A 21858-nucleotide genomic window follows, 5' to 3' on the forward strand; every position below is an offset into this window, starting at 1 on the left:
CGAGGGGTCGAGTTGGACAGGAGTGGTGCGGTCCGAACCCTGGTATTGAGCCGTGAACGTGGCGGCAAGGGAAGGGAATTGACAGGTGACACGGTCGTGGCCGGGGGCGGGTGGCCGTCTTTGGGCCTACGGTGTCCCCATGCGGATCGCCACCACGATCTTCCTCACCGACGAGACGATCACCCCCGTGCGGCTGGCCCACGAACTCCAGCAGCGCGGCTTCGCCGGGCTCTACGTCCCCGAACACACCCACATCCCCGTGTCCCGGAAGACGCCGTACGGCGCGGGCGGTGAACTGCCGCGCGAGTACGGCCGCACGCTGGACCCGTTCGTCGCGCTGTCCCAGGCGGCGGCGGTCACGTCGACCCTGCGGCTGGGCACGGGCGTGACGCTGGTGGCCCAACACGACCCCATCGCCCTGGCGAAGCGGATCGCGACCCTGGACCACGTGTCCGGGGGCCGGTTCACGCTGGGCGTCGGCTTCGGCTGGAACGTGGAGGAGGCGGCGGACCACGGCGTGGACTGGCCGACGCGCCGGGAACTGGTCCGGGACAGGATGCGCCTGATGCGTGCCCTGTGGTCACCCGAACCGCTCGCCCACGAGGGCGAGTTCGCGACAGTCAGCGCTTCGCTCGCCCACCCGAAGCCACAGGGCGGCGCACCGCGCATCCTGGTGGGCGGCGCGGCGGGCCCGAAGCTGTTCGCGCACATCGCGGAGTACGGCGACGGCTGGATGCCCATCGGGGGGCGCGGGATGCGGGAGTCGGTCCCGGTGCTGCGTGACGTGTGGTCCGCGGCGGGCCGCGACCCGGATTCCCTGGAGGTGGTCCCGTACGCGGTCCTCCCCTCACCGGGCAAGCTGGCCCACTACGCGGACCAGGGCATGCGGGAGGTGGTGCTCCAGCTCCCGGCGGGGAGCGAGCTGGAGGTGCTGCGGGCGCTGGACGAGTACGCGCGGCATTTGTGAACCGGTGCGGCTTCGTCAGTCGGGAAGGTCCGCCCCGCGAACCGGTACGGTCCGGACTCTCGACCGCGTCCTCACGGAGTGGCGCGCTACGGCGGCGATACTGGCCGACCCCGTCCTGACGGCCCAGTTGATGCGCTCCCTGCCGGCCGAGGACCATGGCGAGGTCCTCGCTCCGTGACGGGTTGGGTACTGACTGCGAGTCCCACGCGCGCGTAGGCGACGAAGGCGGCCCAGGCGGGAGCGGTGAGCGCGAGCTGAGGGCCGGGGAGGTTCTTGGAGTCGCGGACGTGCACGGCGGCGGGGGTGGTGGCGACCTTGACGCACGCGCCGCCCTCGGCGTCGCTGCCGTAGCTTTCGGTGTAGGCCACCTGCGGCCCGCCTTTTGGCCCTGCGCGCCCTACGGGAGTACGGGGATCAAGGCCAACCACCCTGTGATGTCCCGCTGAATCGGATCCTCTTCCTGCAAGAGGTCCTGGATCGCCGCCAACGGCGTAAGCATGTTCTTGATACGCCTCAAGTGAAGTACCTGCTCGCGTGGAGCGCCGCCCCACTCTGAAGCCAGTTGGCGCGCTTCTTCACGCGTCATACCGAGATGCGCCTCCACATGCGCGCAGAGCTCGCCAATCCGCCGGGCTTCGTCCGCCTCGCTCTCCCCGAACTCTCGGATCATGAAGGAGCGCACATGAGCTGATTCGGCCACCGACTTCTTCGGATCCTCAAGGGACGGCGCATACTTGCCCGCGATGGCAGCCAGAGCGAGGTGTGCCCACCGGATCCTGATTTCCCGGGGATACGCGGCAGACTGCATCCTGCCCACGCTCAGTTCGCGAATGTGTTCCCAGTTCTCCGCCCCGCCTACAGCACCACGTCCGTGGACGCGCCGCTCCAGGTCTTCCAGCGAGCATCCCGGGAAGTCTTCCACGCCCACTCCGTGATCAACACCTGTCAGGTACTTGAGGTCCCACGCGCGCGTAGGCGACGAAGGCGGCCCAGGCGGGAGCGGTGAGCGCGAGCTGAGGGCCGGGGAGGTTCTTGGAGTCGCGGACGTGCACGGCGGCGGGGGTGGTGGCGACCTCGACGCACTCCCCGCCGCCGCCACTGCTGTAGCTGCTCTTGAACCAGTTGAGCTTCTGCTCGGTGTTCATCGCTCTCCCAGCATCTTCTCGATCAGGGCAAGGGACTCGCCAGGCCTGAGAGCCTGCGACTGGATGATCCCATAGCGGATCGACAGCACACTGACCTCTTCCCTGTCGGTGATCAGGCGGGGGTACGTGTGTGTCTCCAGATATGCCACCTGCTGTCGCCCTTTGGGCGTGACGAGAGTGAACGGACCGTCCAGGCTCGGCTGTTCCTCCCGGTCGAGGGGCATCACCTGAAGCTGGACCGTCCGGAGCCGCCCGACATCGATGAGCCTGCGCAGTTGCTGGTGGTGAACGGTTCGCCCTCCGATCGGCCGGAGCAGGACGCTCTCGTCGAGGATGAAACTGAACGTGGGGGACGGCCAAGGTTCGAAGATCTGCTGCCGAGCGAGGCGGTCGGCTACCCGCTTCTCGATTGTGGCGTCGTCAAGCAGTGGCCGCCATTGCGTGAAGACGGCACGGGCGTAGTCCTCGGTCTGGAGCAAGCCGGGCACGGACTGGTTGTTGTAGACGCAGAGCTGATCGGCATCGGCCTCCAGCGTGGCGTAGTTCCGATACCACTCCGGATGCCGAGTCCGTGCCTTCGACTGCGCCTCGCGTACGTCATCGACGGCCGCCTTGAGCACGCCGCCCGCGCCCATCAGACCGTCCACGCGCTCCAGGAAGTCGGGTTGTGGGGTCCGGACCCCACGCTCGATCGCGGAGATCAGGTCCTCCCCGCAATGGGCAGCGATGCCGAGCTCTTTCTGGCTCAGCCCGGCCCGTTCCCGCAGAACCTTGATCTGCTTGCCGAGTGCCCGGAACAGATGCGCTGTCCCGTCCACCTCGGCCGGCCTCTCCGGTCGCTCTTCCCGCCCGACGTTCCCCATGCCGTACCCGCCCTTGCGTACGTACCGAAGGTTACGGCCGACAGCCGTACAGCGGGCCGACCGCGTCCGTACGGATACCCGGCGTCGAGCCGTAGGTCCTGGTCAGCGTAGGCAGAGCCGGACACGCTCGGTAACGTGAATACGGAAATCACCACCCCGACGGCTGAGTTCACCCAGCGCTTCAGGTCCACCCGGCGCGGCGCCCGTCTGGCCCGCCACCTGGCGGTGCACCAACTCGACGCGTGGGGCTACGCGTACGGCAGCGAGCTGTCCGACACGGCGGCGCTGATCGTGGCGGAACTCGCCGCGAACGCGGTGACGCACGGCCGCGTGCCGGGCCGCGACTTCGAGCTGCGCCTGCGGCTGACGGAGACGAGGCTCCGCATCGAGGTCGCGGACGCACGGGGCGAGCGCGCGCCGATGGCGGGAACACCGAGCCCGGACGCGGAAGCGGGCCGCGGGATGGTGCTGGTGGCGGCGCTGGCGACGGACTGGGGCGTGTCCGAACATGAGGTCGGCAAGACAGTCTGGGCGGAGCTGGTGCTGTAGGCCTCAGGGGTGTGTGCCCCAACCACGTCAGGAGTCTTCCAGAAGATCGCTTACGTACTCTCTAAGGTTCGAAGGCAGTCCGGTGGTGTCTATATCTCGCAGTCGCCCGAGGTTCTCGATGTTGGTAAAGCCACCTGCTCCGAGCTCCAGCAACGAATTCAACTGCGACTCCAGGGCGTCGAAATCTGACTCGCACGCGGCAGCGATCGACACTACCCCAGCCAGCAGACCCCCTTCGAAGGGAGAGTAACTGTTCAGCCAGTCGCTGATTCTGTCTGCAGCGAGCTCGCGCTGGCGAGGATCTTTGTCCATGACCTGGCGTAGTAGCTCCATCATTTGCTGGGCTTGTAGCGGCACGTTGCGCGATCCTTTGTGCTTGTACGGGAGCGGGTATTGGCTGGGCCACGGTATGTGAGTGTCGTTGGCGGCCTCTGCATTGTAGTTCGGGCTGTTCGGATTGTGGACTTGTCGATGGTGGAGAGTTCCTGCCTCGTCCTGATATCGACCGCCGATCGAAAGTCTGTAGACGTCTCCGTTGGCTGCGTTTGATCCGGCTGGTGCGGTCCCGTTGGCGTCATGTACACGCAGGCGAACGACGTTTCCTGTTACGTCGTCCTTCCACTTGTACTCCAAGCCCTTCTGAGCGCCACCGTTCGGGTCCGGTGTAAGTTGGCGAACTTCAGCGTCCTTTGGGACAACAGTCAATGGGTTCTTATCTCGTAGATCCCAGCCGCCTCCTTCAACCCGTTCCGGGCATGGCGACAAACCGAGTGGGTCAGTCCAGCTGTGCGGATTGTGAACGTAGGTATTGGCGTTGGGCGCGGGAGCGAGCCCCAAAGGGTCTTGCGTAATATAGCGGCCAGTTTCCGGGTCGTAATGGCGATGGAAGTTGAAGTGCAGACCGGTTTCTGTGTCGAAGTATTGGCCCGGAAACCGCAGAGGTGTGTACGTGGTGCTTGACGCTGCCCAGGCTGTGGTGCCCCAGAGCGTTGCTCGCATGCGCCACGCCAAATTACCTGATTCGTCGATAAGTTCATTCGGGGTGCCAACTAGATCAGTGACTATGGTGAAGAAGCGCTCATCGACTTCTTCCTGCGTGGCAGCTCCGGAAAAGAGGCGCTCTGTTTGCGTGATCGGGCGCAGATCATGGTAGTCCCAGGCGAGTGCCACCGTACTGGCGAACGCTTCGCCGATGGTGACCTGTTCACAGAGTGTTGCCCCGTCCCATGTGAAGGAGACCTGCTCCAAGACGGTTTGGTCGTCGCCGATGACGCGCTGTTTCTCTACGCGCCGACCGAGTGCGTCGTACTGGTAGCGCCAAACCGCGCCGTCCGGGGTGGTCACGGAGGTGAGCCGGTCCTCCGCGTCCCACACGTAGCGCCAGGTATCGGGCTTACGCGACAGTCGCGTCTTCCGGCGCAGCACAATCCGGCCCTGGGCGTCGTGTTCGTAGCGGACGTTCCCGGCGCGTGTCAGCCGCGTTCCCGCGTAGGCACGGCTGCCGGTGGCTTCCTGGCCCGGATGGGATGCCGGCCAGGATGCGTCGGTCTGGTTGCCTTCCGCGTCGTACGCGTAGCGTTCGTTCCAGTCCGCCGCGTGGACGGCGGTTACACGGCCGACCTCATCGAGATCGAACCTGCGTGTGCCGGCCAGCTGGTCGTCTATGCCGACGAGGTTGCCGTCTGCGCGGTAGGTATAGGTCCGATGCTGAAGATCGCGGTCCCGTCCGCTGATCCTCTGGTCGGTGAGGCGGCCCATCGTGTCGAAGGAGTGACTCAGCCTGATCGTCTCGCCGATGTGACGGGTGAGTTCGCGGCCTGCGGCGTCGCGTTCGAAGGTGAGGGTCCGGCCGGAGGGGGAGTGTCTAATCAACGGCGGATCTGCTGATCAAGGAGAGACGCCAAGTGAACGAGACGACGATCGGGCACGAGTCCGTGGAGGAGCCGGCCGGTGTTGCGATGCCGTCGGCCGCGTCGGACGAACAGCTCGTGGCGATGCTGGTTGACCGGGCCCGCAGCGAGGGCCTGCAACTGAATGGCGAGGGTGGGCTGTTGCAGCAGCTGACCAAGTGAGTGCTGGAGTCCGCGCTGGAGGGCGAGATCACCGACCATGTCGGCTACGAGAAGCACGATCCGGCCGGGAAGAACAACGGCAACAGCCGCAACGGCACTCGTGCGAAGACCGTGCTGACCGACGTCGGCCGGGTCGAGGTCAGGGTGCCCCGGGACACCGCCGGCAGCTTCGAGCCGCAGATCGTCAAGAAGCGGCAGCGCCGCCTGTCCGGCCTGGACGAAATAGTGCTGTCCCTGTCCGCGAAGGGCCTCACCCACGGGGAGATCTCCGCGCACTTGGCCGAGGTCTACGGGGCGGAGGTGTCCAAGCAGACCATCTCCACGATCACCGACAAAGTGATGGAGGGAATGGCCGAATGGCAGAACCGGCCGCTCGACCGTGTCTATCCGGTTCTGTTCGTGGACGCCATCAACGTCAAGATCAGGGACGGGCAGGTCGCGAACCGGCCGGTCTACGTCGTGATGGCCGTGACCGCCGAAGGCACCCGGGACATCCTGGGGATCTGGGCCGGCGATGGCGGTGAGGGCGCGAAGTACTGGCTGCACGTGTTCACCGAGCTGAAGAACCGCGGCCTGGACGATGTGCTCATGCTCGTCTGCGATGGACTCAAGGGTCTGCCCGAGGCGGTGGAGACCGTCTGGCCTCGCACGATTGTCCAGACCTGCGTGGTTCACCTCCTGCGCAACAGCTTCCGTTACGCGGCCCGCCAGGACTGGGACAAGGTCGCCAAAGCCCTCAAGCCCGTCTACACCGCACCCAACGAAGACGCGGCGACGGAGCGGTTCGGGGAGTTCCAGGAAGCCTGGGGCCGGAAGTATCCAGCGATCATCAAGCTGTGGGAGAACGCCTGGGCCGAGTTCGTGCCCTTCCTCTCCTTCGACGTCGAGATCCGGAAGGTCATCTGCTCGACGAACGCGATTGAGTCCGTGAACGCCCGCATACGCAAGGCCGTCCGGGCCCGCGGACGCTTCCCCAACGAGGCCGCCGCCCTCAAGTGCGTCTACATGGCACTGATGAGCCTCGACCCGACCGGCAAGGGCCGCAAGCGATGGACCATGCGCTGGAAGGCACCCCTCAACGCATTCCAGATCGCCTTCGAGGGCCGGCTCACCCCGGCCAACAACTGAACCTCAACAACCAAGATCAGCCGTTAAATTGACACACCCGCCGACGGTGCCTTCGGCGGCGCGGGCGGCGCCTCCGGCACCGACGTCTCGACCAACTCCGCCAGTAGCGATACCCGTTGTGGCTGCGCTATACCATCCCCGTTGTCAGTCACCCGTCGAATGCTGCCATGCACGCATTCCCATCAGCTACGAAGAACGGGCGACAAATGGTGCGTGCAGTACGAACGTGGTTGAGGTCTCAGGTACGACCACCCGGGTCCGCATGGGCAGGCAGGCGGCAGAACGTCACACGGCCAGGTCGTGGTCGAGCAGCCACGGCCGTTCACGTGGTCAGTTGATCGGCTTCCGCACTTCTTCGCGGACCTTCAATGTCTGTTGTGCGATGGCGTCGAGGTCCACCGTGTCAGGGTCCTGCGCGGCGGACGCCGGGGTCAGGAAGGCGACGTGGGCGGCCGTGTTCTCGTCGCCCCAGGCGCACACCGGGACGGTAGAGGTGCCGTCCTCGTCCTTCGAAAGCATCACGGTGCACTCGAGGTCGACGTCGGAGCCTGGAGGCGTGATGGTCTTCGCCGGCTTGGGCTCGCTCATGCCGTCCGCCTTCCGCATCCCGTCCAGGAGGCTGTCCCGGGGCTGCGCCGGATTCCTGAACTGTCCGTACATGCCGGTGATGACGAGTCCGCTGTTGCCGGTGGTGCTGGTGCCGTTGTAGGAGCCGATGATCGCCTTGACGTTGCGGGCGTCGGGCCCAGCGCCGTAGCCGCTCCTCTCCGCCTCGGCGTTCGCCTCGGCGGAGCTGTCCTTGATCAGCTTGTACTCGCCGTCCAGCAGCGTTCGCGGCACGGTCAGCCGATATTCGGCCGCGGGGAACGGATTGGCGGCCTCCCTGGCGGCTGCATCGGCGGCATCGCTGCCTCGGTTGCCGAGGTAGGAGAGGCCGAAGAGGGCGGCTATTGAGCCGAAGACAATGCCGAGGATGAGACCTGTTCTGTTCTTGCGCGGCGGCCCTGACGGCGGCCGGCCCCAGCCGGCCGGGCCGGGATACGGCGGATACGGCTGCGGAGGCGCAGTCGGCTGTCCGTAATGCGGCTGGGGCGGATACGGGTGTCCATACGGGTTTGGCTGAGGCGCCGGCGATCCGTACGGACCATTCGGCTGAGGAGGGGGCGGCATTGTCATGATCACACGCTACGTCAGCCTCGGTTGACCTGGATGGAAGTCTCTCCCGCGTGTGCAGCCGCCACCAACTCCAGTAGTGCCTCGTGCCGGTAGTCCTCCGGGTCGGTGACATACGGGGAAACGCCAGGGTGGGTCCGGCAGAAGGTCACGTACGCCGTGACCGTCCGTTCCTCGGTCCAGGACTCGGACACGCTGACGTACGCCGTGAGCATCGGGTCGACAGGTACCTCCTCGGCACCGGCGAGGCAGCGACGCGCGTACGCGAGGCATCGGCGAACCAGTGGTTCCACGCGCTCGCGGCCCTTCGGCGGTAGGTCGTGGTCCACCATGCCCCGGCCGTTCAGGGTGACTTCCTCATGGACCAGGTCCGCATACGTGCCTCCGGGCCCGGACGCGGCGAGCGCTGCCAGCACGTACGCACCGCTCGGTGTGGTCGTCCAGCCCTCGTTCGAGATGGCCAGGAACATCGGCGGGATGTCGGCGTCGGTCAGGTCCTTGGTGTCGACGTTCGCCAGCACCTCGGCCATCGCCCGGTTCATACGCATGGGTGGCCTCACAGAGTGCGCCGCCTCGAGCGCCGCACGGGAGCAGGGGCGATGCCCGCACACTGAGCCCGAGCCCGTCACCGATACCGGACCAGTCCAGACGTCTCGAACGTCCATCGACCCGCTGGGACGGCGTCGCCGAAGGAGTAGGGGATCGACGAGCGGTACCTGAGGCCGTCGGGGCCGTCCTTGGGTTCGGAGTGGACGGCGATCGTTCCGTTGCGCGGGTCCACCACGATGTAGAGGGGGATGCCCATCCTCGGGTAGTCCTCCAGCTTGGTGACGAGGTCGTTCTTGGGGTTGCTTTTGGAGACGATCTCGACGATGAGCAGTACGGCACGCGGGTCAACCGATTCCGCCTGCGGATCGACGTCCTCCACGGGGAAGGCCATCAGATCCGGCACCTTCTCCAGACCGGTCACCGGATCGAACATGTCGGTGTCGTTGACGGCGGAGACACCCGGGGTCTGTGCTTTGATCTGGTCGCGGAAGACGTCGACGTTGGTGATGTGAGGCAGGTTCGGGCTCATCATCACGAGCTTCACCTCACCGTCCGTGGTCTCCACCTTCCAGCCCTTCTCCAGGTGCTCGGCGTACTCGGAAAGGTGCGCGACCACCTCACGCATGCGCTCGATCTGCTGGGGAGTCATGCTGTTCACGGTGTCCTCCAAGGGGTGCCCACGCCAGCGTAGCCGCAGCCGTCACCGCGACCGTCTTCCTCCATCGGGTACGCCCCGCGGCAGCAGCGTCACCCTCGCGTCCCCCAGCGCCGGTGCCACCAGCCCGTCCGCCGCCGCGCTGCCGCCGTGTGACTCGTACGCGTCGTACGACGATCCGCCGGACGACCCCGCGTCCGCATCCGCCGCCGGGTCGTAAGCGCACTCCATGTGCACGCCGCCGGAGAAGCGGCCGCGGCCATCCGACATCCACTCGTACACCTGGCGTTCCCCGGCGCCGCGTTCCGTGCGCAGGACCCAGTCCTGCGACCCCTGCTGCCGCTCGTACGCGGTGACCGTCCAGCCCTGCTCCTTCAGCCGGTCCCGCAGCCGGGCCAGCGCCGCCAGTGCCTCCTCGCGCGGCACGTCCGACACCTGCCAGGTGTGGGAGAGGGCGTACGCGCCGTCCACCGGCGTGTCCGCCACGCTCTCCAGGCCCCTGGGGTAACACGGGCCCGCGGACAGGCTGTTGTCCACGCCCGCGGGCAGCACCGTGTCGAAGCCCGCCAGCGCGTACGCCTCCTGCGAGCGGGCCGTTGCGCGGTCCGCCATCTTCTGCGGAGCCATGCGCGGGTAGTCCTCCGGCGTCGCGCTCTCGATCCCGTACGTCACCACGAGGCACAGCACGAACAGCACCGGTGAGCCGATCACGACGGCCAGAGTGATCCAGAGCCATCGGAGCAGGGGGAGACGAGGGCGTTCGAGATCGGCGATCATGGCCCGGACGCTACGCGCGCCCCGCGGAGCGGGTATCCGCAGGCGCCCCCAGGCCGAAGGGGCGCTCGTACTCAGCCGCGTCGGCAGGGCCGCCTCCCGGCGCTCGTATGCTCGCAGCATGACCGATCACCAGGGCGGGCACGACACAGAAGGACGGCCCACCGCGAACGCCATGCGGCGCGCGCTCAAGCGGGCCAGGGACGGGGTGGCCCTCGACGCCGCCGAGGCCGCCGTGCTGTTGCAGGCCCGGGGAAGTGATCTCGACGACCTGGCCGCTTCCGCGGGCCGCGTGCGGGACGCGGGGCTGGCAGCCACCGGGCGGCCGGGAATCATCACGTACTCCAAGAGCGTCTTCATCCCGCTCACCCGCCTGTGCCGCGACAAATGCCACTACTGCACCTTCGCCACCGTCCCCGGCAAGCTGCGCCGCGCGGGTCACGGGATGTTCATGTCCCCGGACGAGGTCCTTCAGATCGCGAGGAGAGGCGCGGCCCTCGGTTGCAAGGAAGCGCTGATCACCCTCGGTGACAAGCCCGAGGACCGCTGGCCCGAGGCTCGGGAGTGGCTCGACGCGCACGGCTACGACGACACGATCGCGTACGTGCGGGCCATGTCGATCCGCATCCTGGAGGAGACCGGGCTGCTGCCCCACCTCAACCCCGGGGTCATGTCCTGGACCGACTTCCAGCGGCTCAAGCCCGTGGCCCCGTCCATGGGCATGATGCTGGAGACGACGGCCGAGCGGTTGTGGTCGGAGCCGGGCGGGCCCCACCACGGCTCACCCGACAAGGAGCCGGCCGTGCGGCTGCGGGTGCTTCAGGACGCCGGCCGGTCGAACGTGCCCTTCACCAGCGGCCTGCTCATCGGCATCGGCGAGACCTACGAGGAGCGCGCCGAGTCGCTGTTCGCGCTGCGCCGCATCTCCCGCGCGTACCACGGCATCCAGGAGCTCATCCTCCAGAACTTCCGCGCCAAACCGGACACGGCCATGCGGGGGATGCCCGACGCCGAGCTCGACGAACTCGTCGCCACGGTCGCCGTCGCCCGCCACATCATGGGGCCGTCCGCCTGCCTGCAGGCTCCGCCCAATCTCGTCGACGGCGAGTACGCCCGGCTGATCCGCGCCGGAATCGACGACTGGGGCGGGGTCTCCCCGCTGACCCCCGACCATGTGAACCCGGAACGGCCCTGGCCGCAGATCGACCAGCTCGCCGAGAGGTCGGCCGCCGAAGGGTTCGAGCTGCGCGAGCGGCTGTGCGTGTACCCGGAGTTCGTGCGGCGGGGCGAGCCCTGGCTCGACCCCCGCCTGCTGCCGCACGTCCGGGCACTGGCCGATCCGGAATCCGGCCTCGCCCGCCCCGACGTGTTCCCGGCCGGCCTGCCCTGGCAGGAGTCCGACGAGGCTTTCACCGCCACCGGGCGCACGGATCTGCACCGGACCATCGACGCCGAGGGCCGTACGCACGACCGGCGCGACGACTTCGACGACGTCTACGGGGACTGGGAGGCGCTGCGCGAGGCCGCCGCGCCCGGCATGGTGCCGCAGCGCATCGACACGGATGTCCGCCAGGCCCTGCGCACGGCCGCCGACGACCCCACCCGGCTGACCGACGACGAGGCGCTCGCGCTCCTCCACGCCGACGGGCCCGCGCTCGACGCGCTCACCCGGGTCGCCGACGACCTGCGCCGCTCGGTCGTCGGGGACGACGTGACCTACGTCGTCACAAGGAACATCAACTTCACCAACGTCTGCTACACCGGCTGCCGTTTCTGCGCCTTCGCCCAGCGGCGTACGGACGCCGACGCCTACACCCTCTCCCTGTCCCAGGTCGCCGACCGCGCCCAGCAGGCGTGGGACGTCGGCGCCGTCGAGGTGTGCATGCAGGGCGGCATCCATCCCGACCTGCCGGGCACGGCGTACTTCGACATCGCACGGGCCGTCAAGGAGCGCGTTCCCGGCATGCATGTGCACGCGTTCTCGCCCATGGAGGTCGCCAACGGCGCGTCCCGCACCGGGATGTCCGTCCGGGAGTGGCTCGTCGCCGCGAAGGAGGCCGGGCTCGACTCCATCCCCGGCACCGCCGCCGAGATCCTCGACGACGAGGTCCGCTGGGTCCTCACCAAGGGCAAGCTACCGGCAGCCACCTGGATCGAGGTCGTGAAGACCGCGCACGAGCTCGGCATCCGGTCGAGCTCCACCATGATGTACGGGCACGTGGACCAGCCCCGGCACTGGCTCGGCCACCTCCGCACCCTCGCCCGCGTGCAGCAGGAGACGGGCGGTTTCACGGAGTTCGTGACGCTGCCCTTCATCCACACCAACGCGCCCGTGTACCTCGCCGGGATCGCCCGGCCCGGCCCGACGGCCCGCGACAACCGGGCCGTCACCGCCATGTCACGCCTGCTGCTCCACCCGCACATCACCAACATCCAGACCAGCTGGGTCAAACTGGGCGCGGAGGGCGCCGCGGAGATGCTCCGCTCCGGAGCGAACGACCTCGGCGGCACGCTGATGGAGGAGACCATCTCCCGTATGGCGGGTTCCGGTTACGGCTCCTACCGGTCCGTCCGCGACCTCACCGCCATCGCCGAGGCGGCGGGGCGCCCGGCGAAGCCGCGGACGACCCTGTACGGGGAGGTCCCGCAGGAGCGGCAGCAGGCCGCCGCCGCGTCCGACGGACACCTCCCGGAGCTGCTGCCGCTGCTGCCAGACTGATCGGCATGAACGCAAGCGGGGGCAGAAGGACATCGCTGCGCGAGGTGATAGAAGCCCGCCGCAGCGCCGAGTTCGTCGGCCGCGACGCCGAACTCGCCCGGTACGCACAGAACTCCGGCATGCCGGTCGACGACCGGCGCCGGCGGTTCGTCTTCCACGTCCACGGAACCGCCGGCGTCGGCAAGACGTCTCTCGTGCACCGGCTCAAGGAGGCGGCCGTGACACGCGGCGCGCTGACCGGATACGTCGACGACTCGGTCAACAGCGTGCCCGACGCGATGGCCGCGATCAGCGCCGAAGTCACCCGTCAGGGCAGGCGGTTGAAGGAGTTCGACCGGATGCTGGCGACCTACCGGCAGCGGCGGCACGAGGCGGCGTCCCTCGTCGACGACCCGGACCGGACGCTGACGGCTCAGGGCGGCCCGCCGGCGTCGCACCTGCTGGCGGCGCGCGCCGGGCTGATCGCCCTCTCGCTGGTCCCCGGAGCCGGGCCGATCGCCGGCGCCGTCGACCCGGCGCAGGTCGCCGAGGGCACGGCGAAGATGAAGGCCCGGCTCAGCTCCCACTTCCGGCAGGACGACGTCCAGCTCGTCATGGACCCGCTGCCAGTCCTCTCCCCACTGTTCTTTGACGAACTGGAGCAGGCGGCCGCCGACTCGGGATGCGGCGAGATCGCTCTGTTCTTCGACACGTACGAACGCACCGGGGCGTTCCTCGACAGCTGGCTCGCCACCCTCTTCGCGGCTCGCCGGTACGGCGAGCCGCCCGCCGGTCTGGTGGTCACCACCGCCGGGCGGCGGCCCCTGGACAGGGCGCGCTGGGCGGACAGCATCGACCTCGTCGCCGAGATGCCGCTGCGGCCGTTCACCGAGGACGAGGCCCGCGAACTGCTGACGGCCAGGGGCATCGTGGACGAGCCCGTCGTACGGGAAGTGCTGCGGTTGTCCGGGCGGCTGCCCGTCCTGGTGTCGATGCTGGCCGCGCACCCTGACACCGCGGCGGGAGCCGTGGACGATCCCAGCTCCACCGCCGTCGAACGCTTCCTCAGCGGCGAGCAGGACCCCGTGCACCGGGCTGCCGCCCTCGACGCGGCGCTGCCGCGCAAGCTCGACGAGGACGTCTTCGCCGAGGCCGTCGACGACGAGTCCGGCACGCTCTTCGCATGGCTGCGGGACATGCCGTTCGTGGACGAGCGCGTGGGCCTCGCCGCCTACCACGACGTCGTCCGCACGCCGATGCTGCGCCTGCGCAGGACAGGGTCCCCCCAGCGCTGGATCGCGAGCCACGAGCGGCTGGCGGCGGCATTCGCCCGGTGGGCGGCGACGGCCGCCGCCGGAGTCGACCCGAGACGGCTGTGGTCGGCGGAGAACTGGCGTGAACTGCGGTTGGAGGAGACCTACCACCGCCTGTGCGCCCGGCCGCGGCCCTCGCTCGCCGCCGCGCTGCGCGACGGCATCGGCGCCTGCCGTGAGGGCACCGCGGCGGCCCGCGCCTGGGCGCGGATGCTGGCCCAGGCGGGCGAGGACGCGGACACCGACCTGCTGCGCGGCTGGGGCCGGGACTGCCTCGCCGCGCTCGCCGACGAGTCGCGGCTCGGCATCGACCTGCTCGCTCTGCTCCTCGCCCGGGCCGAACTGGACGTCGCGGGACGCGTTGAGGCACTCGTGGTGCGGGCCCGCGACCTGCACAACTCAGGAGACTACGAGGCGTCGCTCGCCGACGCGCACCGGGCGCTCTCCCTCGATCCGGACCATGCGCCCGCACTGCACGGACGCGGCCGTACGCTGCGCAGGCTCGGAGACCTGGACGCGGCGCTGGCCGACCTCGACCGGGCGCTGGAGCTGGAGCCGCACTTCGGGTGGACGCTCGCGGAACGGGGCGAGGTGCACCGGCTCGCAGGCCGTTACGAGGAGGCGGTCGCGGACCTGGACGGCGCGGTCGCCGCCGGGCTCGACCACCACTGGCCCCTGGCGAGCCGCGGCCACGCGCTGCTGCGGCTCGGCCGGACCGTCGAGGCGCTGGCCGACCTCGACCGCGCCCTGGAGCGGAAACCGGACTATGTGTGGGCCCTGTTGCGCCGTGCCCGCGCCCGCGGCCGGCAGGGCGACTTCACCGGGGCGCTGGCCGACCTCACCCGGGCGGGCGAACTCGCTCCCGACCACCCGTGGATCGCGGGCGAACGCGGCGACACCTACCGCTTCGCGGGACGGCATGAGGAGGCCGTCGCCGAGTACACGCGGGCGCTGGAGCTGGATCCGGCATACGCCTGGGCGCTCGGTAGCCGCGCCATGGCACTGGAGGGCGCGGGACGGTCGCAGGAGGCGCTGGCCGACCTGACCCGCGCCCTGGAACTGGAACCGGACTACGCCTGGGCGCTGCTCCGGCGGGCGGAGATCCGCGCACGGCAGGGCGACACGGCCGGCGCGCGGGCGGACGTCGGGCGTGCCGAAGCGACGGCGGGCAGCCGCGAGGCCCGCGCGCTCGCGGCGAGCGGGGGGGCGCACGCCCTGGCCGGGCGCCACGAGGAGGCGCTGGCCGACCTGGACCGGGCGCTGCGGCTCGCGCCCGGCCACCGCCCTGCTCTGTGGTCGCGTGTCGGCACCAATCTGGCTCTGGGGCGCACCCAGCAGGCCCTGGCGGATCTGGCCGAGCTGGGCCGGTTGCCGCGTACGGAGTCGGAGGGCTCTCCTCAGGCGTACCGCCCGGTGGATCTGCCGCGGTGGACCGGAGGCGGCGCGGACTCCGCCGGCTATTGACCCCGGTGCGCCGACCGGCCCGCACGGGACGCACGAGGCCTGGTACGCCGGGGGCGGGTGGACGCACGAGGCCTGGTACGCCGGGGGCGGGTGGACGCGCGACGCCGGTGGGTCGGGGCCTCGGGGACGCGCGGTACCGACATTGCCCGGGGGCGTGGGACTTTGGGATGCGTGGGATGCACGACGCCGTGCCAGGCCAGGTGAAGCACGTGGCACGCGCTACGCCGCGCCGGGGCGGGTGGGCGCGTGGGATGTGCCAAGCCCGGGGGCGGCCAGGTCACCCGGCGTGGCCAGGGCGCGTGGGATGTGCGCCGCCCGGGTGGCCAGGTCGGGGGACGTGCGACACCCGGATGGCCAGGTGGGGGATGTGCGACACCCGGGGCGCCTGGGGCACGGGGGGCGTACGGCATCACATCCCACCAGTTCCTTGCGTACCGACGCGATCCGCCTTGCGCTCGGGGGCCCTCGGTTCCCGTTCGATTACAGTGCTGCGCCGGGCAGTGTTCGTTTGACGTCGGGAGGCGCACGGTGAGCGCAGCAGCCGCGGCCGTGTGGGGCCGGGCCGAGCAGCAGGACTTCCGTGCCCGGGTGCGCGGCGCCCTCCTCGGCGGTGCGATCGGCGACGCGCTCGGTGCCGGGGCCGCGGGGGCGGGCCTGGACGCGCTGCGCGAGGCGCACGGCCCGGAGGGGCTCGTCGACTTCGTACCGGTGGGCGGGCGCCGGGGTGCGGTGACCGCGGCCACCCAGATGACCCTCTTCTCGGTGGACGGACTGATCCGCGCCCAGGTGAGGCGGGACACCGGAGCCTGGCATCCGCCGACCGACCTGCACCGCGCGTATCTGCGGTGGGCCGCGACCCAGCGCGACTGGGGGCCGGACGAGCGCCGCAAGGACAACGGCTGGCTCGCGCGCGAGGAATGGCTCTACGCCCGCCGCAGCCCGTCCCCCGAATGTCTCACCGGCCTCGCCGACGAGACCATGGGCACCCTTCAGGCACCCAAGAACCCCACCGCCCGCGACGCGGGCGCGCTCGTGCGGTCCGCGCCCTTCGGCCTCCTGGTGGGCTGGGAGCCGCAGCTGGTGTGCCAGCTCGCGGTGGAGTGCGCGGCGCAGACCCACGGCCATCCGACCGCCTATCTGTCCGCGGGGGCGTTCGCCGTGATCGTGCACGGGCTCGCCCGCGGGGAGACCCTCGACGGCTCGGTCCAGCGCGCCCTCGCCCAGCTCGCGGCCCGCCCCGGCCACCAGCCGGTCACGGACGCGCTCAAGCAGGCGCTCGGCTCCGTACGCCAGGGCATCCCGAGCCCCAACCGCGTCGCGTCGCTCGGCGAGAACGGCTACGCGGAGGAGGTGCTGGCGATCGCCGTGTACTGCGCGCTCGTCGGCGAGGACATCCGCCACGGCCTGCGCCTCGCGGTGAACCACGACGGTCCCTCGGAGGCGACGGGTGCGGCGTGCGGCGCCCTGCTGGGTGCGCTCCACGGGGAGACGGCGCTGCCGCCGGCGTGGCTGTGCGAACTGGAGGGGCGCGGGACGCTCCTGGAGATCGCGGACGACTTCGCGATGGAGATGACCCAGGGCCCGGCGCTCCACAGCCCGACGGCCACGGCGCCGGGCTGGCTCGCCCGCTACCCCCGGGCGACCCCGGAACTGGGCTGACGTCGTCTTCTGCACCCGGTGCGGGCCATCGTCCCGCAGGAAGGCCTGTGCGCATGCGTTCCGCGGCGCGACGTGTCCCCGGACGAAGTCTGGGGGAGGGCGAGCCCGAGCCGGGCCGCAGCCAGCGACGATGCGCCCGCCCCCGCCGGTGGTCCCGGTTCGGGGGTGGCCGCACCCCGGTGGTCGGGGCGCGTCCACCCGTCTCGCCCTGCGGGACGATTGCCGCACGGTAGGCGCGACCGGCGTCAGCCGTCCGCGCCGCAGGCGTCGGCACCGGCGCGGCGGCCGCTCTCGCGCTGTCGCCGCAGTCGCCGTTGATCTTCGCCAAGACCTCGTCCCGCTCCGGTGTGTCCTCCGGCTTGATCCAGCCGACCGCGATGCAGAGGACCGGAGAAGGGCGAAAGAGGGCCGCACGGGGCGTGTGCCCGTGGGGCCAAAGGGGGGAACAGGGGGCGTCAGCGCATCAGTTCGCCCGCGTTGACGAGCAGCGACTGCCCGGTGATGGCCCGTGCGCGGTCGGACGCCAGAAAGGCCACGGCCTCCGCGACGTCGGCGTCCGTCGCCAGTTCCGGAAGCGCCGTCCGTCCGGTGAGCCGCCCGAGCACCTCGTCCTCCGCCACACCCTCGGACCGCGCGGTGTGACGGACGTACGCCTTGACCGGTGGTCCCCACATCCAGCCCGGCAGCACGGTGTTCACCCGGATCCGGTGCGGGCCGAGCTCGCGCGCCAGTGAGTACATGGCCGACGTCAGCGCCCCTTTCGATGCCGCGTACGCCGCCTGCCGCACCTGTGAGGGCGCGGCGACGGAGGACTGCGTACCGATGACGACGACCGCGCCGCCCCGTTGTTTCAGTGCCGGCAGGCAGGCCCTGGTCATACGCAGTGTGCCCAGCAGATTCACGTCGATGACCTGCTGCCAGGTCGCGAAGTCGGCGTCCTCCAGACCGCCGAAGCAGGTGTCCAGGGCGGCGACATGGACGACGGCGTCGATCCGCCCGAACCGCTCCAGCGCGACCGCCGCCAGCGCCTCGCACTGGGACTCCTCGGTGATGTCGGTGGCGCGGTAGGCGGTGCGCGCGGCGCCGGGGTCGATGTCGCGCGCCGACGCGGCCAGGTTCGCCTCCGTGCGCGCGCCCAGCACCGCGTTGCCTCCGTCCCGCACGACGGTCGCCGCGACCTGGTGCCCGAGGCCCGCCCCGACGCCGGAAACGATGACGGTCCTGTCCCGAAGCGGCATCCCGGCGCCTCCCGCGTCTGGCCATTCACCTGACAGAGCGTCAGAGTAGGTCGGTCCGGCGGAGGAGGGAAGGGAGTGAGCACCGTGAACGACAGCACGAGCGGGGACACCCGCAGCGAGGTGTACGCGGAGCTGGCCGGCGTCGGCCCGTACGGGGTGCGCCCCGGCCACGCCCTGATCACCATGGTCGAACCGCACCCAGGCCATGAGTACGCGTACAACCGCTGGTACGAGGACGACCACTACTACGCGGGCGCGATGGCGATGCCCTGGATCTACGCCGGGAGGCGGTGGGTGGCCACCCGCGACCTCCAACTGCTCCGCTATCCGGAGAAGTCGGCGGTCGCCTCTCCCGTGACGGCGGGGTGCTACATCACTACCTACTGGATCACCGAGGGCCGCTACACCGAGCACATGCGGTGGACGGTCGCCATCAACAAGCGGCTGAACCGCGACGGACGGGTCCATCAACAGCGTACGCACATCTTCACCGCGTTCCAGGACCACGAGGCCACCGTCTACCGCGACGGAGCGGCGGGGCCGCGCGACCATCATGCGCTGGACCATCCGTACGCCGGGCTGGTGGTGGAGGTGATCGACGCGGAGGGTCCCGAGCAGCGGGCGGAGTTGCTGGAGTGGCTGTGCGGGAGGCACCTGCCGAAGCGGCTGGCCGGTTCGCCGGCGGCGATGGTGACCGTCTTCCGCCCGACGCCGCTGCCCGGCGATCGGATGACCTATGTGAAGCCGGTGGAAGGGGTGGACACCCGGCTCACCCTGCTGTGGTTCCTCGAGGCCGATCCCAGGGCGTGCTGGGCGCCCACGTTCGGCGGGCTGGACGCGGCGGTCGATGCGACGGGACTCGGCCGGGTGGAGCTGGTCGCTCCCTTCATCCCGACGATCCCGGGGACGGACCACTATGTCGACCGGCTCCGCTGATACCGGAGGAGACGGCTGGCGACTGATACCGGAGGGGACAACTGAGGCCGGAGGGCAATGGCTGATGCGCGGGAGGCATCTGAACGCCGGAGACGGCTGGTGCGGCGAGGGGACGGCCGAGCCCCCTCGGCCGGGACGGCGATCCAGTCGAGAGGGCTGTCGGTGTGCTGTCGGTGATCGTGTCGGTAATGCTGTCCGATGTTGGCTGACACTCGCTGGTGTGACAGCGGCGCGCTCAGTCGCGGCCGAACGCGCTCTGCGTCACTTCGTCGACGAAGGCGTTCCACGAGTCGGGGAGGAAGGTGATCGTCGGGCCTGCGGTGACCTTCGAGTCGCGCACGGAAATCGCCTCGACCACGGGTGACTTGACCTCTACGCAAGCGCCGTTACCCGTGGAGTACGAGGACTTCGTCCAGGTCTCCGTGGCGCCCTGAATGATTGCCATGATCGCTCCGCTTCGGCAAGTGATGTGATGTGCGCCAACGTTCTTGCTGGCGTGATCGACGCTACTCGCCGAGCTGGGTGCGCGAGACGGGCATTCACTCGACCGGATGGCATATACCAGGCGACTCTTCCGTCACCCCGACCCGGTGGTGTACGGTGCGGCGCTTCAGTCGTCGAAGTGCCCCGCGGACTCCCGGGCGTAGTCCTTCGCGATCGCCTCGATGAACTGCCGCGTCTGCTCCACGTTCAGGGCCTGCGCCCGCAGATGCTCGTACATGACGCTGTACTTCTGCACGTCGTTGGCCTTCTCCAGATACAGGTCGCTGGTGACGCCCTCGATGTAGACGACGCTCGAGTCCGAGGCGTCGGGGAACTCGAGGATCGCGTACTGCCCGTTGATGCCCGGGTGCGCGCCCATGTCGAACGGCAGTACCTGCACCGTGACATGAGGCTGATGGGACAGCTCCACCAGATGCTCCAGCTGCTCGCGCATGAGCTGCCGGTCGCCGACCCGGCGACGCAGGGCAGCCTCGTCGATGACCGCCCACAGCCGCAACGGGTGTTCGGCGTCCTTGATGCGCTCCTGGCGGCGCACCCGGACGCTGACCCGCTTGTCGATGTCCGTGATCCCGCTCTCCGGCAGGGCGCCCGCGATCAGCGCCTCGGCGTACTGCCGGGTCTGCAACAGGCCGGGCACCACCTGCGGTTCGTACACCCGAAGGCTCGCGGCATCGGTCTCCAGGCCGATGTAGACGCTGTACGGGATGTCGCCGAACGCATGCCACCAGCCCTGCTGCCGTGAGTCCTTGGCCATCTGCATCAGGGAGTCGACGATGCGGTGGTCCTCGACCTCGTACACGCCGCACAGGTCACGGACGTCGCGCTGGCTGATGGAACGGCGGCCGTTCTCCAGCCTGCTGATCTTGGACTGGGAGACGAGCAGCCGCTCCGCGACTTCCTCGGCCGTCATGCCCTTCAGCTCCCGGAGCCGGCGCAGCTCCTGGCCCAATCGGCGTCTCCTGACGGTGGGATTGACGTTGGACGCCACGGAATCTGCACCTCCGACTGCGTTGCTCTGCGTATCTACTGTTCAGCAGACTGCCACCAATCGCCCTTCCTGCGCTGGCAAATGGCCACACACGCGAACGCGCGGGGCAGCAATGAAGCTGCCCCGCGCGTTCTGCGGCTCCCGAACCGGGTCATGGGGACGTCGGCGCGGCGGTGGTCGTGCGGTGGTCGTGCGGTGGTGGTGCGGACGGTGCGTGTGCCCGAGCGGGTGCTGCTGCGGTACGCGATGCCGCGCCTCAGTGCGCGGCGACGCGTGCCATGCCGCTGCGGCGCGGCTGCATCGGCACCGGTCCCGGCTGACGACCGCTGCCGCCCGCCGGCTGGTTGCGGCGCGGCTGGGCGGCCACACCGTTCTGGACGTCCATGACGGCGTGCGCCACCAGACCGCCCATCGGGTCGTGTCTGATGAGATCCCGCAGCCGGGACCTCGAGGAACGCCCTTCGTTCCCGGGGTACAGGTGCTTGCCGAGACCGACCGCGTGGGCCAGCGCGGCGAGCGCCGCGGTCCGCGGGTCCGGCGGTACACCGGTGCGGATCGCACTGTCCAGCCGGGACCTGATGTCCCGGCTGATCGCCGTGTCCGTCGCCTGGTAGCGAGTCGTCGGCAGCACTCCGCACATCTGGCCCGCCACGGCATGCACCATGCCGCACCGCTCCAGATGCGAGAGGTAAATCTGGCGCAGCCCCAGCCGGGGCCCGCCGATCCAGTGGACCGCCCGGACCGGACTGCCGCGTCGGCGCAGCAGTTCCAGTGCGGAGTCCAGAGTCGGATCTCCGGTCGGCCGTGGCATCACCACGGCGATACGATCCCCGTCTGGGGCTATCCGTCCTGCCAGAGCCAGCTCTACTAGCTGTGCCCCGGCCAGGCCGAGGTCGAGCGACTGCGGCTGCGCTGTGGTACCCGTGGTCGGGTCCAGAGCGAGCAGCAAAAGCTCCTCCGGAATTGTTCTGCGGCTCCTGCCCATCCATGCCTCCCCGCGTGGATGAATGACAGGGTGACCCCTCTCACATTGGTCTGTCGAGGGCGCCTGGGTGGTTTGTTAGGGAACCGATAGGGATGTCGTTCTCGTCTAGCACCGGAGCCAAGCGCTCACACAGGACACTGGTAGATGGTTCGGACACGGCGGGCACTCGGCTTCGAGGCTCGTCGTGACACTTGTCAT

General features: G+C 69.6%; 18 protein-coding genes and 2 pseudogenes. 7 read left to right on the forward strand and 13 right to left on the reverse strand.

Features of this window, described 5'->3' with window-relative positions; all coding sequences use genetic code 11:
• Positions 1–139: 139 nt before the first annotated feature.
• A complete protein-coding gene (locus ACH5AF_RS08520) occupies positions 140–967 on the forward strand; it encodes an LLM class F420-dependent oxidoreductase (protein WP_398900732.1) in 828 nt (275 codons plus the stop codon).
• 86 nt (positions 968–1053) lie between these two features.
• On the opposite strand, the gene ACH5AF_RS08525 is transcribed toward ACH5AF_RS08520, so the two are convergent.
• From ACH5AF_RS08525 to ACH5AF_RS08540, 4 genes are read right to left on the reverse strand one after another with little or no spacing between them, the layout of a single operon-like run.
• Entirely contained in the window at positions 1054–1395 is a 342-nt protein-coding gene (locus ACH5AF_RS08525) for a DUF397 domain-containing protein (RefSeq protein ID WP_398900733.1), read from the reverse strand.
• Positions 1365–1889 carry a hypothetical protein gene (locus tag ACH5AF_RS08530; RefSeq protein WP_398900734.1) on the reverse strand — a complete coding sequence of 175 codons (525 nt, stop codon included), beginning with the start codon at positions 1887–1889 and terminating at the stop codon, positions 1365–1367. Before ACH5AF_RS08530 ends, ACH5AF_RS08525 begins: the two co-directional genes overlap by 31 nt.
• 13 nt (positions 1890–1902) lie before the next feature.
• On the reverse strand, positions 1903–2112 hold the full coding sequence (locus ACH5AF_RS08535; RefSeq protein WP_398900735.1) for a DUF397 domain-containing protein: 210 nt from the start codon (positions 2110–2112) through the stop codon (positions 1903–1905).
• Complete coding sequence (locus ACH5AF_RS08540) at positions 2109–2975, reverse strand: Scr1 family TA system antitoxin-like transcriptional regulator (protein WP_398900736.1); 867 nt, start codon at positions 2973–2975, stop codon at positions 2109–2111. Before ACH5AF_RS08540 ends, ACH5AF_RS08535 begins: the two co-directional genes overlap by 4 nt.
• 135 nt (positions 2976–3110) lie before the next feature.
• On the opposite strand from ACH5AF_RS08540, the gene ACH5AF_RS08545 reads away from it, so the two are divergent.
• Positions 3111–3524, forward strand: a complete 414-nt coding sequence (locus ACH5AF_RS08545; protein ID WP_398900737.1) for an ATP-binding protein — start codon at positions 3111–3113, stop codon at positions 3522–3524.
• Between the two features lie 378 nt (positions 3525–3902).
• Here ACH5AF_RS08545 and ACH5AF_RS08550 read toward each other — a convergent pair.
• Positions 3903–5378, reverse strand: a pseudogene (locus tag ACH5AF_RS08550) (polymorphic toxin type 30 domain-containing protein); the annotation flags it as partial.
• Between the two features lie 104 nt (positions 5379–5482).
• Here ACH5AF_RS08550 and ACH5AF_RS08555 point away from each other — a divergent pair.
• Positions 5483–6724: pseudogene (locus ACH5AF_RS08555) on the forward strand (IS256 family transposase).
• A gap of 330 nt (positions 6725–7054) precedes the next feature.
• Here ACH5AF_RS08555 and ACH5AF_RS08560 read toward each other — a convergent pair.
• From ACH5AF_RS08560 to ACH5AF_RS08575, 4 genes are all read right to left on the reverse strand, one after another.
• Positions 7055–7564 carry a hypothetical protein gene (locus tag ACH5AF_RS08560; RefSeq protein ID WP_398900738.1) on the reverse strand — a complete coding sequence of 170 codons (510 nt, stop codon included), beginning with the start codon at positions 7562–7564 and terminating at the stop codon, positions 7055–7057.
• 350 nt (positions 7565–7914) lie between these two features.
• Positions 7915–8445, reverse strand: a complete 531-nt coding sequence (locus tag ACH5AF_RS08565; protein WP_398900739.1) for a hypothetical protein — start codon at positions 8443–8445, stop codon at positions 7915–7917.
• A 77-nt stretch (positions 8446–8522) separates the two neighbouring features.
• Positions 8523–9095: a Uma2 family endonuclease gene (locus tag ACH5AF_RS08570; RefSeq protein ID WP_398900740.1), complete on the reverse strand. Its 573-nt coding sequence runs from the start codon at positions 9093–9095 to the stop codon at positions 8523–8525.
• 51 nt (positions 9096–9146) lie between these two features.
• Positions 9147–9878, reverse strand: a complete 732-nt coding sequence (locus tag ACH5AF_RS08575; protein ID WP_398900741.1) for a hypothetical protein — start codon at positions 9876–9878, stop codon at positions 9147–9149.
• A gap of 118 nt (positions 9879–9996) precedes the next feature.
• On the opposite strand from ACH5AF_RS08575, the gene ACH5AF_RS08580 reads away from it, so the two are divergent.
• The 3 genes from ACH5AF_RS08580 (at position 9997) to ACH5AF_RS08590 (ending at position 17009) form a co-directional block, all read left to right on the forward strand.
• The gene (locus ACH5AF_RS08580) at positions 9997–12594 is read left to right on the forward strand and encodes a bifunctional FO biosynthesis protein CofGH (protein ID WP_398900742.1); all 2598 of its coding nucleotides are present in this window, start codon (positions 9997–9999) and stop codon (positions 12592–12594) included.
• 5 nt (positions 12595–12599) lie between these two features.
• A complete protein-coding gene (locus tag ACH5AF_RS08585) occupies positions 12600–15350 on the forward strand; it encodes a tetratricopeptide repeat protein (protein WP_398900744.1) in 2751 nt (916 codons plus the stop codon).
• Between the two features lie 528 nt (positions 15351–15878).
• Positions 15879–17009 (forward strand): ADP-ribosylglycohydrolase family protein, encoded by a 1131-nt coding sequence (locus tag ACH5AF_RS08590; protein ID WP_398900745.1) that lies wholly within the window; start codon positions 15879–15881, stop codon positions 17007–17009.
• Between the two features lie 455 nt (positions 17010–17464).
• Here the strand turns inward: ACH5AF_RS08590 and ACH5AF_RS08595 are convergent, their stop codons facing one another.
• Complete coding sequence (locus ACH5AF_RS08595) at positions 17465–18247, reverse strand: SDR family oxidoreductase (protein WP_398900746.1); 783 nt, start codon at positions 18245–18247, stop codon at positions 17465–17467.
• 84 nt (positions 18248–18331) lie between these two features.
• Here ACH5AF_RS08595 and ACH5AF_RS08600 point away from each other — a divergent pair, with 84 nt between their 5' ends.
• On the forward strand, positions 18332–19183 hold the full coding sequence (locus tag ACH5AF_RS08600) for a hypothetical protein (RefSeq protein WP_398900747.1): 852 nt from the start codon (positions 18332–18334) through the stop codon (positions 19181–19183).
• Positions 19184–19418: 235 nt separating this feature from the next.
• On the opposite strand, the gene ACH5AF_RS08605 is transcribed toward ACH5AF_RS08600, so the two are convergent.
• The 3 genes from ACH5AF_RS08605 to ACH5AF_RS08615 all read right to left on the reverse strand — a co-directional run bounded on the left by ACH5AF_RS08605 (position 19419) and on the right by ACH5AF_RS08615 (position 21660).
• Positions 19419–19628, reverse strand: coding sequence for a DUF397 domain-containing protein (locus ACH5AF_RS08605; RefSeq protein ID WP_398900748.1), 210 nt, complete (start codon positions 19626–19628; stop codon positions 19419–19421).
• Positions 19629–19793: 165 nt separating this feature from the next.
• The gene (locus ACH5AF_RS08610) at positions 19794–20675 is read right to left on the reverse strand and encodes a helix-turn-helix domain-containing protein (RefSeq protein WP_398900749.1); all 882 of its coding nucleotides are present in this window, start codon (positions 20673–20675) and stop codon (positions 19794–19796) included.
• 256 nt (positions 20676–20931) lie between these two features.
• Positions 20932–21660, reverse strand: coding sequence for a GPP34 family phosphoprotein (locus ACH5AF_RS08615; protein WP_398900750.1), 729 nt, complete (start codon positions 21658–21660; stop codon positions 20932–20934).
• Positions 21661–21858: the final 198 nt, after the last annotated feature.

It is taken from the genome of Streptomyces sp. NPDC018833, assembly GCF_044390825.1.
GTDB lineage: Bacteria > Actinomycetota > Actinomycetes > Streptomycetales > Streptomycetaceae > Streptomyces.

Coding starts and splice junctions, on each gene's coding strand:
- ACH5AF_RS08595 (WP_398900746.1), bottom strand. CDS start 18,247: ATGCCGCTTCGGGACAGGACCGTCATCGTTTCCGGCGTCGGGGCGGGC.
- ACH5AF_RS08540 (WP_398900736.1), bottom strand. CDS start 2,975: ATGGGGAACGTCGGGCGGGAAGAGCGACCGGAGAGGCCGGCCGAGGTG.
- ACH5AF_RS08565 (WP_398900739.1), bottom strand. CDS start 8,445: ATGCGTATGAACCGGGCGATGGCCGAGGTGCTGGCGAACGTCGACACC.
- ACH5AF_RS08580 (WP_398900742.1), top strand. CDS start 9,997: ATGACCGATCACCAGGGCGGGCACGACACAGAAGGACGGCCCACCGCG.
- ACH5AF_RS08570 (WP_398900740.1), bottom strand. CDS start 9,095: ATGACTCCCCAGCAGATCGAGCGCATGCGTGAGGTGGTCGCGCACCTT.
- ACH5AF_RS08520 (WP_398900732.1), top strand. CDS start 140: ATGCGGATCGCCACCACGATCTTCCTCACCGACGAGACGATCACCCCC.
- ACH5AF_RS08605 (WP_398900748.1), bottom strand. CDS start 19,628: ATGGCAATCATTCAGGGCGCCACGGAGACCTGGACGAAGTCCTCGTAC.
- ACH5AF_RS08575 (WP_398900741.1), bottom strand. CDS start 9,878: ATGATCGCCGATCTCGAACGCCCTCGTCTCCCCCTGCTCCGATGGCTC.
- ACH5AF_RS08535 (WP_398900735.1), bottom strand. CDS start 2,112: ATGAACACCGAGCAGAAGCTCAACTGGTTCAAGAGCAGCTACAGCAGT.
- ACH5AF_RS08585 (WP_398900744.1), top strand. CDS start 12,600: ATGAACGCAAGCGGGGGCAGAAGGACATCGCTGCGCGAGGTGATAGAA.
- ACH5AF_RS08615 (WP_398900750.1), bottom strand. CDS start 21,660: ATGGGCAGGAGCCGCAGAACAATTCCGGAGGAGCTTTTGCTGCTCGCT.